The sequence below is a fragment of the Phyllobacterium sp. 22229 genome, from assembly GCF_052056495.1.
GTDB lineage: Bacteria > Pseudomonadota > Alphaproteobacteria > Rhizobiales > Rhizobiaceae > Phyllobacterium > Phyllobacterium myrsinacearum.
Genome location: NZ_JBQEPA010000003.1, coordinates 32,941 through 45,639, shown reverse-complemented (window position 1 = coordinate 45,639; position 12,699 = coordinate 32,941). Strand labels below are relative to the sequence as shown.

Below are 12,699 nucleotides of genomic sequence, written 5' to 3'. Positions count from 1 at the left end.
CATGGCTCACGGACATTTCTGGGTACATTTACCTATTCCATTGACACCCCATCTCGTTCAATAAATGTAAGCATGCTGATGGTGAGTGTGCGATCTGTTGAAACTGGTCCCCCAAAGACGAAGGTGCGCAGACCGCATATGGAACGACTGTTGGCAGAGGCTCGGTGCTCTCCATGGTAGTGACATGCAATGGCCGGTGTCGAGCCTCACAACCTCTCCGTTTGTCTTCCCTTGCCGGGCCGCACCCCGGTGATGGGAGGCGGCCCGTTCTCATTGTATTCAGGACGCGATGGCTTCGGCGGTCTTGTCACCGATCGCCCGTTCCCGTTCCGCAATCATGTTCCGCGCCTTGTCCACGGCAGGGCCGACATAGGCGATGGGATAACAGGCCTTGGCTTCCCGGACCCGGGGCGAAACGAACTGCAGCACGCCCGGCTCAAGAAACGCATTCTTGTTGCCAAGGTCGAGATAGCTCTCGGCCATCGCTCCCTCCGCCCAGAGCACGTCGTGCTTTTCCAATTCGATATGAAAGTAATCGATCGGCGCCTGGGAAAATTTCTGCGTCACGGTGGTATCATTGATCAGGAGTTTGGCCGGGATCAGGACACCGCCGATGAACATGCAGTGGTCCGGTGACACCAGGAGATCCCGGTGCGGCACGTTTTCCGAAATCGCCCCGGCGCAGAAGCGGATGGGCAGGTCGTTGCGCGGCTTGTCGAGGGTTTTCGGATCGATCGTCCGCTTGCCGACCCAGGTGATTTCCGCAACCTCCTTGACGAGGCTGATCACCAGGTCACCGACTTTCAGCTTCTCGACGGGTACCTCGCCTTCCGGAGTTGCGATCATCGTGCCGCGGACGAAGCATGGTGTGATGAAGGTGAGCGTATCGTCTGTATTGTTGAAGGTGTAGGTGGCACCGGCCGGAATGACATAGGTGGCCAGTGTCCCCAGTCCGAGCAGTCCGCCATGGAACGTGACGATGTTTCCGGACTGCGAAACACTGCTGGCCCCGTTTACGGTGACGCGATCACCCGCGCTTGCATTGATGATGGTGGGCGTCGGACTGAGCAGGGACAGCCCGATTCCCGGCGGGGTGTAGACGAAATGGCCTGATCCGGTCGAACCGGCAAAATCCACGGTTGTCGTCTGCAGAACATCGATGCCGATGAGTGCCGAATTGAGATTCAGCGTGCTGCCGGCACCGATGATATAGTGGAACGTCGAGCCCGCGCCGACGGCCGCCAGCTGTGCTTCGACGGTGAGCGTGGCGCCATTGATGACATTGAATGTGGTGTTGGAAAGACCGCTGACACCGGCAAAGGACGTCACGTCAGCATTGACGCCATCAACAATCAGCGTCGCGCTCGACACCAGCCCGAGGGCAACCGTATCACCGGTGTGGAAATTGCTGGAATTGATGGTTGTCGTGGTGTTGTTGATAAGGTTCAGATTGATCAAAGCCATGGAAAACCCTTCTTGAATGCATGACATCCCTAGGATTTCCGGTCGGCCGATTGGGTTGTTCAAAGTATCGGACGCACGTCCAGCAAGAATAACCGTTACCGTTATCTACCGTTTGCAAAGACCGCCTCCCTGCTAACGAAGCCGACGGATACTTTTACCTCTTGATGTAAAACCCATCCCGGCATTCAGCATCGGCTACATTGCGGCTTCATTACTACAAATTGTCTTGGCGTCTTATTGCTCGGACAGGTTGTGACCGCCTTGGCCGGTTAACGTCATTCCATGCAAGAAATCGGCACGGGTGCGAAAGGCAGGCACCTTCGCTCTGGCCGCCGCATCGCATTTACGGGTCGTTAAGCATGCAGGCTTATTCTTGCAGTCTTGGAGGGCGTATATTCCATGTTGGATGTGAAGGCTGATCCGATGATAAGCGACAATGACAACGACAGCATCTGGACGGATTTCGTATGCCGCACCTGTGCCCTGGCAATCTTCATGATTGGCGTTGCGATACCCGTTGCATTCAAGCTGTTCCTGTAGCCGGTCGTTTCATTGCCGATTTGTAATTTGACCCGCGGCACGCCGGGGATCACCATGGCGGCGCTGGTTTGTCGTGGGGCCAGCATGGGGCTCGATGGCTGCCAGTCCTTCGAAATTAGCTGTTGTCGAGCCTCCTCCCATCTCCTGGATATATGGAAGCCGCAGTATGGCGGGCACCCCGTGCCGTTAAGGTTACTCACAATAGAGCTATTCTAAAAACAACCGGAAACACGCATAACGAGCATCGCTCATAAATTGTCATGAGACGCTGTGAGGATAGTATGGCTGTGCGTGCTAAAATTACTTACGTCGATCCGCAAAACTACACGAACAAGATATTTGTCCGGGCGCAGGGGCGCAGTGAAATGGCGCACGCCCATCTTCAGGCCACCATCCGGCGCTTGCGCCGGCGGATGCGGATGAAGATGCTGGTTATCAACAGGTAGCCACCGCATCGAGTGCCGCCCGCAGGCGCGCCGTGGCAGGTTCCGCTTCACCGGATGTCAGCGCCGAAAAACCCAGGAGCAGCCCCTGGCGCGGCGCCGCTGAGATATGCATGGGCGAAACCGGCATCACCTTGATCCCTCGATCGGCACAGGCTGATGCAACCGCCTGATCTGCCTGCCACGTTCCGGTGCTGCGACCGACGAGATGAATGCCCTGATGCGGGACCGTGACCGTCAGATGATCGGCAACCTGCTCCTGCAGCAGGGCTACCAGCAGGTCGCGCGATTTGCGGTAACTCTCCCGCAGCCGCCGCAGATGGCTGGAAAAATAGCCCTCCGCCAGGAAATCAGCCAGAACACTCTGCTGGAACGGGGGCGGGAAGCGGTCCAGGAACGGGCGTATGGCTGCAAAAGCCGGCACGAGGTCATGCGGCACAACCGCATAGCCGACACGGAAACTCGGAAGAAGCGCCTTGCTGAACGTGCCGAGGTAAATGACGCGTTCGTTTTCATCCAGCCCCTGGAGCGAGGCCAGGGGCCGGCCATCATACCGGAATTCGCTGTCGTAATCGTCCTCGATGATCCAGCTGTGATTGTCGCGCGCCCAGTTGAGCAAGGCGAGGCGGCGCGGCAATGACATGGCTGCACCTGCCGGGTATTGATGCGACGGCGTCACGTAGACTGCGCGCACCTGGCCGGATATCGGGGGCAGCAGCGCTGTCTGCAGGCCGTTTTCGTCGACGTCTATACCGGCAAGTTCAGCACCGTGCAGCGCAAACGCGTGACGCGCGCCGGGATAGCACGGGTCTTCCATCAGAACCCGGTCACCCGGCGTGACCAGGGTCCGAGCCACCAGATCGATGGCCTGCTGCGTGCCCGAGGTGATGAAGATCTGGCTGGCGTCGCAGCGGACGCTGCGCGAAGCCGTCAGATAGGCCACGATGGCTTCACGCAGTTCTTCCTGGCCCTGAACATGGCGGTAGTGGTCACGGCTGAAATTCAGATGACGGGCCGCAAGCCTGCGCAGCAGCGCGCTCGTCCGGTCGTCGTGCACCACGCGGCCGGTGACGAACGGCATCTGCGCGCTGGTATCGAAGCTGACTGCCCGGGCGAGGGCACTGCGGGCGGCGGTGGAGACGGCGCGCTCCGCCGGTTCCTCGGTGTGCGGTGCTTTCGGCTTCTGCTGCTGCGCCGGAATGCTGGCCGCAACGAACGTGCCCGCACCGTGCACGCCGCGGGCATACCCCTCGGTGATGAGGATGTCATAGGCTTCTGCAATCACGCCGCGTGAAAGCCCCCATTCCATGCTGGCAAGGCGCGTTGACGGCAGGCGCGATGCGGGGCGGATCTGACCGGTCAGAATTGCCCTGCGCAGCGACAGGTACAACTGGCGCACTACGGGGGAGGCCGCGTCCCTGTCAATGAACGGCTGGAACGAATGCACGGGGCTTTCACGGCGGCGCATTTTGCGGGGATCGGCCATTTTCTCTCCCAAGTGGTCCACGCGGGCAGCGTGAAGTGGACCTGTATTTTATACAGGATTGCAGATTTTATGAAGCCACTTATTCCTCCTCCTGCGAGTCAAGACCATGCGCTTCACCACTGCGATTTTTCTGTTCCTGGGCACCTTGCTGACCTCCGCCGGTTACGGCGCCACGTTCCTGCTCAACGATTATTTCCACACGCTCGGCGGCAATGAGGTCGATACGGGCCTGGCGCTGGCGGCGGCCATGGCCGGCACGTTCGTTGGCGTGCCGCTTGTCGGCTGGTTTTCAGGCCGGGCCGGTGCGGCAAATCTGGCGGCCTGCGGCGCCTTGAGCGTGGCAGCGGGTTTTGGTCTCCTAGCGATGCTGACGTCCATCACGCCATTGACCGCGGTGGGCGGGTTTCTCATCGGCCTGGGCTGGGGGACTTTCTATCTCGCCGCGCCCATGGCGGTCATTGAAAGAACCGATGATGCGGATCGCGCACTCTGGTTCACCCGGTTCGGCGCGTTCCAGATGGCCGGTATCGGCGGCAGTCCGATTCTGGCGGATTTTGCCATAAGCACGCTGCATTTTTCGACAGTCACGACATTCCTCGTTGTCGGCGGCATCGCCCTTGCCGCCGCAGTCCTGCTGGCCGCATTCCAGCAGGCGGCTGTGGCATTGCACCCGGCCAGCGGTTCGCGCCGGTGGCTGCGCGATTTTCCAGCCATCAGCCGCACGGCGGCGATCTATCCCATTATAATGGTGGCCCTTGGCGCCTGCGTCTTCTCCGGCATCCTGACATTTCAGACGGCGCTGGTTGCCGGTACCGCGGCACGGGCAAGCACGTTCTTTGCCATTTATGCGGTTACGGTTGTCCTTTCACGCTGGCTGCTTGCACCGCTGGTCAACCGGGCACCCAGGGAAACCAGCGCGCAAATCCTCCTGTTCATCATGGTTCTTGGCATCCTTGCCATGTTTGCCGTCCCGGCGAGTGCTGTGTTTCACATGCTGGCCGCAGTTCTGCTCGGGATCGGCTACGGGCTTGTCTACTCGATCATTCAGACGCAGGCCGTCAATGACTCGCCTGTCGAACATCGCCCTGCCGCACTGACCTGGTTCGTCCTGTCCTATTTTGTCGGGGTATTCGGCTTCCCGGCGGTCGGCGGCTGGGTGCTGGTCCATGCGGGTAAGAGCGGGCTTTTGCTGCTGATCCTGGCGTGCGGCCTGGCAGAGCTGGCGATTGCCGTGTGGACGGCAAAACGTGCCTACCGGTCCAACCAGGCTTCCATGCCCCGCGCCGCGGCGCGGCCGGTGGCAAAGCAGGCGGTCAGGAGGTAACCGCCGGTCGGGGCCTCCCAGTCCAGCATCTCCCCGGCGGCGAAAACGCCCGGCAGCGCCTTCAGCATGTATCCGTCATCAATGGCGTCCAGGCGAATACCGCCCGCCGAGGAAATGGCTTCGGCAATGGGGCGCGGGCGCAAGACCGTCAGCGGCAGGGATTTGATCTGCCGCGCCAGCTTTTCCGGATCGGCGAGAGCTGCGGGCGGTGCGAATGCGCGCAGCAGGGCGATTTTGACGCCGTCAATGCCCGCGCCCTTGCGCAGGCGATTGGCGAAGCTGGCCTTGCCGTCCTGCCGCGCCAGGTCCCTTGCCAGTCTTTCCACACTCCGGCCCGGCGCAAGGTCGAGCATGAGGGCAGCCCTGCCTTGGCTTTCGAGCCGGTCGCGCAGACTGGCCGCATGGGTATAGACCAGACTGCCTTCGATCCCGTTCCGGGTGATGACGAACTCGCCGGGAAATGTACCCGCGCCTGACGTCGCCGTGACCGATTTCACCGGCTGACCGGCAAAGCGCTCCTTGAACCCATCGTCCCACGCGACGTCAAAACCGCAATTGGCCGGACGAAAAGCAGCGATGTCCACGCCTTTCCCGCTCAGCCATGCCGTCCATCCGCCGTCGGAGCCCAGCCGGGGCCAGCTTGCACCGCCGAGCGCCAGCAAGGCAGCATCGCAGTCGATGATCTTGGGGCCGTCTGGCGTGTCGAAGACAAAGCCGTTTTCGGCAAAGCCCGCCCAGCGGTGCCGGGTCAGAATACGCACACCGCGTGCCTCCAGCCGCCGCAGCCAGGCCCGCAGCAGCGGCGAGGCTTTCATGGTCGTCGGGAAAACCCGGCCCGATGATCCGGTGAATGTTTCCGTGCCAAGATCTGCCGCCCAGCGCTGCACATCCGCCGGCGTGAACGCATCCAGCGCCGGGCGCAGCCGTGCCGTTGCGGTGCCGTAACGGGTGACAAAGCGGTCATAGTCTTCCGAATGGGTGATGTTGAGGCCAGATTTTCCCGCCAGCAGGAATTTTCGGCTGACGGTCGGCATGGCGTCATAGACGGTCACGGCATGCCCGGTGCCGGACAGCGCGTCCGCCGCCATGAGGCCTGCGGGGCCGCCGCCGATAATCGCTATTGTCTTACCCTGCATGTGTCTATCCGGCACCCGAAACGCTGCGCCCACTCATGGCCTGCGCGCGCCGCAAGTGCAAGGCCATCCGCTCCGGGAACCCGGCTCTGTCGCGCCATTGTAATAAAACAGTTGCAAGTCACGTTAACACTTTCACGCATATGGGCTTTACGGCTTCCATAAAAAATCGCTACAAGGGTGCGTCGTGCGCTATGCGCGGCACTCGATACATCTGCCCTACGGAGGTTCATTATGGCCACAGGCACAGTTAAATGGTTCAATTCTACAAAGGGCTTCGGCTTCATTCAGCCTGAAGATGGCGGCGCAGATGTATTCGTACATATCTCTGCAGTTGAGCGCGCAGGTCTGCGTGATCTCAACGACGGCCAGAAAATCAATTACGAACTGGTGCGCGACAAGAAGTCGGGCAAGATGTCGGCTGATCAGCTGAGCGCTGCTTAAGGCATCGCCAGCGGGAGCCCGTGACGGCACTCCGCAATGACAGACCAGAATGAAACAGGCCGGACGAAAGTCCGGCCTGTTTTCGTTTAGAGCGCCGGAAAAGAGCCGGCAAACCAAGAAAAACAACCGCACTCTGGCGCTTTTGGCCATGTTGAGGCATCCTGTCAGGCGAGACTTTGATCGTAGCAGGGGAGGACGCGAATGCGCTGCTTTACGGTACTTGGACCCTCGCAGACCGGAAAATCCACGCTCGTGGAAAAACTCGGCGCGCTGGAGGGCGCGCCAAAAAAGTCGGTCTCGCCCTACGGGCTCAATCTGACGGAATTCACCTTCGGCAAAGAAACATGGTGCGCGCTGGACACGCCGGGCGGCAATGAAGCCGTGGCCCATGCGCAAGATGCATTGATGGCAAGCGATGCCTGTATCCTGTGCGTATCGCCCGTGCCGGAAGAGGCGGTGCTCGCCGCCCCGTACCTCAGGGTCATAGAGGCGTCGGCAACACCCTGCATCGTCTTTGTCAACCGCATCGATGAACCGCGAGGGCGGATACGCGATGTCATTGCCTCGCTGCAGGGCTATTGCAGCCATTCCCTTGTCCTACGGCAGATTCCGATCCGCGAAGGCGACAAGATCGTCGGGACATGCGACCTGATTTCGGAACGGGCCTGGCGCTATCGCGAAGGCCAGACATCGGCTCTGATCGCCATACCGGAAAGCGAGCGTGAACGGGAACACGAGGCGCGCGCCGAACTGCTTGAACATCTCTCAGAATTCGACGACTGGCTGCTGGAAGAGCTGATCGAAGACCGCGAGCCGCCCAGTGACGCCGTCTTCGCCATCTCGTCGCGCGTGTTGCGGGAAAACAAGATCATTCCGGTCCTGCTGGGCGCCGCCAGCCACAGCAACGGCATGCTGCGGCTGATGAAAGCCCTGCGCCATGAAGCGCCGCCCGTCGATGCCCTGCGCAAGCGTCTTGCCGCGTCCAACAGCACGCCGGAAAACGCGCTGGCAGCCGTCGGCTTTCATGCCTATCACCGCCAGAACATCGGCAAGACAGTGCTGGTGCGCGCGCTGAAGGAGGGTCTCAAGCAGGGTGCGCTTCTGGGCGGCGGGCGTCTTGGCCCGGTGCAGGACCCCGGAACCGGGCGCCCCACGGCGTCGGGAACCGCAGCGCCGGGCGATGTGTTCAGCACCGTCAAGTCGGATCACCTGCCAGTGCCGTCGCTGCTGACGGTGGATGCAGCCATGGCGGCGCCGGAGTGGACGACACCGCCCACGCCCATGCTGGAGCGCATCCTCGTGCCCGAAAGCGAGCGGGACGAAACAAAGCTTTCCGAAACCCTGGCGAAACTGGTGGAAACGGATCGCGGGCTCAGGGTGGCGCAGGAAGAGGGCACCGGTGCCCAGCTTGTCAGCGTGCAGGGGCCGGTGCATCTGCGCGACCTGTGCAAAACCCTGGCGGAGGTCTTCCACGTCAATGTCACCGACCGCATGCCAAGTCCGGTCTACCGGGAGACGATCTCCAAACCCGCCGATGTTCACTACCGCCACCGCAAGCAGACCGGCGGTGCGGGGCAGTTCGCCGACGTGAAACTGAGCGTGCATCCCAACGGGCGCGGCGAGGGCTTTTCCTTCGGCGAAACGGTAAAAGGTGGAGCAGTGCCGCGCAATTACATCCCCGCGGTGGAAGCGGGCTCGCGCGAGGCCATGGAACGGGGGCCCTTGGGCCTTCCCGTCATCGATGTCGGCGTGATGCTGACCGATGGCCAGCACCATTCGGTCGACAGTTCGGAATTTGCCTTCCGCGCGGCGGCAAAAATGGGTGTCCGGCAGGCGTTGTCGGAAGCCTCGGCCGTGCTCATGCAGCCGGTCTTCCGCATCGAGATTCACATACCGTCGGTCTACTCGGGCAATCTCGTGCCCATTGTATCCGCCTTCAAGGGGCAGGTTCTGGGCTTTGACCGGGACGACAACAGCAAGGGCTGGGATGTTTTTCGGGCGATGATCCCCGGCAGTTCGCTGGACGAGCTGGGGCGGGCCTTGCGCTCGGCCACGCAGGGCATCGGCAGCTTTTCCAAGACCTTTGATCATTTCGAGGAGCTTTACGGCAAGGAGGCCGACGCCATCGTCACCGCGCAGGCTGCGCACGCCCATTGAGCGGGCGCCGGGCCGTCCCGATGGGACAGCCCGGTACCCCTTTCAGGATGGGGTGCCGCTGACGGAAGCGAAGAACGCTTCCGGGCTTTCCACTTCGACGAGACGCCGTTTCTCGATCAGCCAGAACCGGTTGCCGACAGCCCGAACAAAGCTGCGGTCATGCGAGACCAGCAGGCAGCTGGCCTCATGCGCCATCAGTTCGGACTCCAGCGCTTCCTGCCCGTCAATATCCAGATGGTTGGTCGGTTCATCCAGCAGGAAGAAGTTCGGATTGGCCAGCCGCAGCACCAGCATGCCCAGCCGCGCCTTCTGCCCGCCCGACAGCACGCTGTTGGGCTTGTTCTGGATATCGATGCCAAGTCCGGCCCCGGCCAGAAGGGTGCGCGTGCGCTGGTCGCCGATATCGAACCGCCGGCTGATCGTGTCGAACGGCGTGTCACGGTCCGGCAGGTCGGCCAGCGCCTGGTCGCCATAGCCAAGCACCAGCGAGGGTGTCGCCTTGACGGTGTCCGGCGATGCCAGCGGATCGGTGATGGCACGCCGGATCATGCCGACGAGACGCGACTTGCCCGTGCCGTTGGCACCCAGAAGCACGATGCGGTCGCCCTGGCATATCCATTTCCTGCCGGTTTTGAACAGCGGCGTACCATCCGGCGTCTCGACGGACGCATCATCGAGCGTCACCAGCACCTTGGCGTGCGTGCCGCTGTTGGCAAGGCGGATCGCCCCGGCCGACCGTTCCTGATGGGCAGGCCGCGCGGCGTCCTCCAGCTTTTCCGCCCGCTGTTTCAACTGCTTCGTTTTCACAACCAGGAGGTCGCTGCCGGAATTAATGCCGATATTGTTGAGCTTGGCCGCCTGCTGGCGCAGCTGTTGCGCCACCTTCATATCCCGCTCGTAACGCCGCGCTTCCGCCGCGTCGATCTCGTCCAGCGCCACCCGGGCCCGCGTGTAGGGCAGGGCGAAGGCATGCGAATTCTCCGGCCGCAGGAACAGGGTTCTGTTGGTCGTCGCGTCAAGAAAAGCCCGGTCGTGGCTGCAGATCACCACCGGCACGTCCCGGGGAAGATTGTTCAGCCAGTCTTCCAGCTGCGCGATCTTGGCAAGGTCGAGATGGTTGGTCGGCTCGTCCAGCAGCAGCACGTCGGGGTCGGTCACCCAGACACGGGCAATCAGCGCAAGCCGCTGCCAGCCGCCGCTGAGCTGGCCGACGGTGCGCTCGCGCAAGACATCCGGTACATCGAGCGAGGCGAGCACGACATCGACGCGCCAGCTTTCGGTCTCCTGCTGTTCGGCGGACAAGGCCTGCAGGACCATGTCGTAGAAGGTGGTACCCAGAAGAGCATCCGGTATGGCCTGCTCGACATAGCCGATGCGCAGGCCGCGCGTGCGGGTGATGTCACCGGTGGTGGAATCGAGCGTTCCCGCGAGACAGCGCAACAGGGTGGACTTGCCGCGGCCGTTGGCGGCAACGATGCCGAGGCGGTCGCCCGCGCCCACGACAAAACTCAGCTTGGTGAAAAGTGGGGCTCCAAGGGTAATGCCAAGGTTTCTTACATTGATCAGTGCCATTTTATTCTCTGGTCTGCCGGGCCATGTGCTGCGACGCAGTTCTCTGCTGCTGTCGTCCGGTGCACGTAACGGTGGGATAACCGCGTTGGCTCGGTGGGTTGTGAAGAGACGCAAGGCCGCTCAAAAAGCGAGCAGACGCTGCGTGACCACGAAGGGCAGACCTGGAATGGGTATGGAAGATGTTTCCGGTCAGCCCTGCAAACGTATCTGCAGGGCGTTGACGGGGCCACGCTGGCGATGATGCCGGAAGAACGTATTCATGCGCAGCCCTCCTTTCCTGAATTGAGCTGCGTGCTCAATAACACCAGCCGCAATAAATGTCTATTGCCTTGGCATAAAACATTAGCGCGTGGCGATGCGCGATGATGATGGCAGGTGTTCCACCACGACGAGACGTGAGACTTCGCCGCGCTGGAACGCCTTGAGGAAGCGGCGATAATCCTTGAAAACCACGCATCCGTTCGAATCGCCGCGCGGTCCCAACATGTAGGTATGGGCGAGCAGGCCGTTGCGGCCGAAGGCATTGCGGCCGTCGACCGGTGTCAGGCGGATGGCTGCGACACCGTGGAAAAGCTGTTCGCGCATGGTCAGATTATAGGTGTGCGGCGGTGTCGGCCCGCGGTTCGATTCGCGCGTGTAGCGGGGATTGTCCAGCATGTGGCCCATGCCCGAATGCGCTTCAAGCCGCTCGCCATTGGGCAGATAAACCGTGCGCGCCGAGATATCATAGACAGCGACGCCATTGCGCGAGCCGCCGAATAGCGATCCGAACAGGCTTTTCGATTTGGGCATGGCTTCGACGGCCGCATCATCCGGGCGGATGGAAGCCATCTTCACGTCAGGCCGCTGTTTTGCCGGAGCGGTAGGGGCTGGCGGAAAGGTTCCGGCAGCCACCTTCGGCCGTTTCGAAGGCAGGGGAACATCAACTGTGTCCTGCGCATCATCGGAAGAAGCCGCGTCGTCCGGTGCCACGCTGGCGGTCTTTCTGTCCGGTGCATCTTCCGGCACGGGTACGGCGACTTCCAGGTCCGGCGCGAGCGGCCCCATCATCGGGTTGCTTTCGGTTGCCGAGGGCGCGTAGCTGGCGAGGATCGGTATTTCCGGTTCGTGGCGGCGCTTGTCCACGAGATCGGGCTGGGCGTTGAACGGATTGTCCGAGGCCGTGGCCAGGGCGGCGCCCGCAGCGGCGATCTCCAGTTTTTCCCGGTCGGGGGCAATGGCAGGCAGCGGTATGGAACCAACCGGCTTGCTGTCGAGCGTGGACCGGCCGTTTGCCGCCAGCGCCAGGGCGCTGTTGGCCATTGCGGCGCGGATTGCGTTCTGCACCTCGGCGTCGACCGGGCCGGACGGCGTATTGAGAAGCGCGGTGACGTCGGATTCGGACAATGGCGCCGTGTCGAGCATCACGAGAGCGGAGGCGGGTTCTGCGAAGGCTTCGTCATGGCTGACGACGACGCGGTCCGCCGTATCGGCATTTTTTGCCTCCGCCAGTGCGCCGTGGGGAATGCGGTGCCGCAATTCGGGATTGAGCGCCGCCAGTGCGGCGCTGTTCGGCCTGCGGACCTTCAGGGTGCCGGGATCGACAAGCGCAATCGTGTCGAGCGCGTGGGAGCCGTGGTGCAGCACCGCCGGGCTTGCGGCGAAGGAAGCCACCATTTTTTGCGTCGTGCTGATGGTCGCCAGAACCCATACAGTGGCGGCTATGCCGACGCCGATGGCCAGCGCGCTGACAAGCCCGCCGCGCGGTTTGCCCACGCGAAAGGCTGAAGGGTTAAAGGAACCAGCCTGCCTGAATGTATCGGTCGCGAACGCCATCGTACTCTTTTTCCAAACGCTTACTCAAACCTGCGACTTGCCCCGAAGGGGTTCGCCACGGCCAATACCAACCATCAGGCACGGAACACGCGTGTCTGGCGTCAATTGCCGACTGCCTGGGAGCATGAAGAATCTTGGTTACTAATTTCTTTATGTATCGGGGTCTTGTTGATCACGAATTGCCACAGTGCCGAAAAGAACATTGTTGATAATGCGCGTTCGGAACCATATCCGCGCGCTGCCCGCATCGATCGCGTCTTGCGCAAATGATGGCGGAGCCTATTAATGAAACCCTCGGGTTTCATCTTTCCTCAAAAGTTA

At 61.6% G+C, this 12,699-nt stretch carries 10 protein-coding genes; 5 read left to right on the top strand and 5 right to left on the bottom strand.

Going from position 1 to position 12,699, the window contains the following annotated elements; all coding sequences use genetic code 11:
• Window positions 1-279: 279 nt before the first annotated feature.
• Window positions 280-1,464, bottom strand: coding sequence for a Hint domain-containing protein (locus tag ACTJJ7_RS04185; protein WP_440965559.1), 1,185 nt, complete (start codon window positions 1,462-1,464; stop codon window positions 280-282).
• A gap of 399 nt (window positions 1,465-1,863) precedes the next feature.
• Between ACTJJ7_RS04185 and ACTJJ7_RS04180 the strand changes: the two genes are divergently transcribed.
• Both ACTJJ7_RS04180 and ACTJJ7_RS04175 read left to right on the top strand, forming a co-directional pair.
• Entirely contained in the window at window positions 1,864-2,004 is a 141-nt protein-coding gene (locus tag ACTJJ7_RS04180; RefSeq protein WP_158531294.1) for a hypothetical protein, read from the top strand.
• Between the two features lie 281 nt (window positions 2,005-2,285).
• Window positions 2,286-2,450, top strand: coding sequence for a hypothetical protein (locus ACTJJ7_RS04175; protein WP_165401782.1), 165 nt, complete (start codon window positions 2,286-2,288; stop codon window positions 2,448-2,450).
• Here ACTJJ7_RS04175 and pdxR read toward each other — a convergent pair.
• Entirely contained in the window at window positions 2,440-3,933 is a 1,494-nt protein-coding gene (gene pdxR, locus ACTJJ7_RS04170; RefSeq protein ID WP_440965557.1) for a MocR-like pyridoxine biosynthesis transcription factor PdxR, read from the bottom strand. The genes ACTJJ7_RS04175 and pdxR overlap by 11 nt on opposite strands.
• Before the next feature lie 106 nt (window positions 3,934-4,039).
• Here pdxR and ACTJJ7_RS04165 point away from each other — a divergent pair, with 106 nt between their 5' ends.
• A complete protein-coding gene (locus ACTJJ7_RS04165) occupies window positions 4,040-5,257 on the top strand; it encodes an MFS transporter (protein WP_440965556.1) in 1,218 nt (405 codons plus the stop codon).
• Here ACTJJ7_RS04165 and ACTJJ7_RS04160 read toward each other — a convergent pair.
• On the bottom strand, window positions 5,185-6,393 hold the full coding sequence (locus ACTJJ7_RS04160) for a TIGR03862 family flavoprotein (protein WP_440965554.1): 1,209 nt from the start codon (window positions 6,391-6,393) through the stop codon (window positions 5,185-5,187). The two genes, ACTJJ7_RS04165 and ACTJJ7_RS04160, sit on opposite strands and share 73 nt — an antisense overlap.
• Before the next feature lie 231 nt (window positions 6,394-6,624).
• On the opposite strand from ACTJJ7_RS04160, the gene ACTJJ7_RS04155 reads away from it, so the two are divergent.
• Window positions 6,625-6,834, top strand: a complete 210-nt coding sequence (locus ACTJJ7_RS04155) for a cold-shock protein (RefSeq protein ID WP_162700345.1) — start codon at window positions 6,625-6,627, stop codon at window positions 6,832-6,834.
• A 201-nt stretch (window positions 6,835-7,035) separates the two neighbouring features.
• Window positions 7,036-8,991: an elongation factor G gene (locus ACTJJ7_RS04150; RefSeq protein ID WP_440965552.1), complete on the top strand. Its 1,956-nt coding sequence runs from the start codon at window positions 7,036-7,038 to the stop codon at window positions 8,989-8,991.
• A gap of 42 nt (window positions 8,992-9,033) precedes the next feature.
• On the opposite strand, the gene ACTJJ7_RS04145 is transcribed toward ACTJJ7_RS04150, so the two are convergent.
• Window positions 9,034-10,563, bottom strand: coding sequence for an ABC-F family ATP-binding cassette domain-containing protein (locus ACTJJ7_RS04145; RefSeq protein ID WP_440965550.1), 1,530 nt, complete (start codon window positions 10,561-10,563; stop codon window positions 9,034-9,036).
• A 342-nt stretch (window positions 10,564-10,905) separates the two neighbouring features.
• Window positions 10,906-12,378 carry a tlde1 domain-containing protein gene (locus tag ACTJJ7_RS04140; RefSeq protein ID WP_245421219.1) on the bottom strand — a complete coding sequence of 491 codons (1,473 nt, stop codon included), beginning with the start codon at window positions 12,376-12,378 and terminating at the stop codon, window positions 10,906-10,908.
• Window positions 12,379-12,699 lie beyond the last annotated feature (321 nt).

Excerpts from the sequence above, each read along its gene's own strand:
- ACTJJ7_RS04185 (WP_440965559.1), bottom strand. The coding sequence starts at position 1,464 with ATGGCTTTGATCAATCTGAACCTTATCAACAACACCACGACAACCATC.
- ACTJJ7_RS04180 (WP_158531294.1), top strand. The coding sequence starts at position 1,864 with ATGTTGGATGTGAAGGCTGATCCGATGATAAGCGACAATGACAACGAC.
- ACTJJ7_RS04175 (WP_165401782.1), top strand. The coding sequence starts at position 2,286 with ATGGCTGTGCGTGCTAAAATTACTTACGTCGATCCGCAAAACTACACG.
- pdxR (WP_440965557.1), bottom strand. The coding sequence starts at position 3,933 with ATGGCCGATCCCCGCAAAATGCGCCGCCGTGAAAGCCCCGTGCATTCG.
- ACTJJ7_RS04165 (WP_440965556.1), top strand. The coding sequence starts at position 4,040 with ATGCGCTTCACCACTGCGATTTTTCTGTTCCTGGGCACCTTGCTGACC.
- ACTJJ7_RS04160 (WP_440965554.1), bottom strand. The coding sequence starts at position 6,393 with ATGCAGGGTAAGACAATAGCGATTATCGGCGGCGGCCCCGCAGGCCTC.
- ACTJJ7_RS04155 (WP_162700345.1), top strand. The coding sequence starts at position 6,625 with ATGGCCACAGGCACAGTTAAATGGTTCAATTCTACAAAGGGCTTCGGC.
- ACTJJ7_RS04150 (WP_440965552.1), top strand. The coding sequence starts at position 7,036 with ATGCGCTGCTTTACGGTACTTGGACCCTCGCAGACCGGAAAATCCACG.
- ACTJJ7_RS04145 (WP_440965550.1), bottom strand. The coding sequence starts at position 10,563 with ATGGCACTGATCAATGTAAGAAACCTTGGCATTACCCTTGGAGCCCCA.
- ACTJJ7_RS04140 (WP_245421219.1), bottom strand. The coding sequence starts at position 12,378 with ATGGCGTTCGCGACCGATACATTCAGGCAGGCTGGTTCCTTTAACCCT.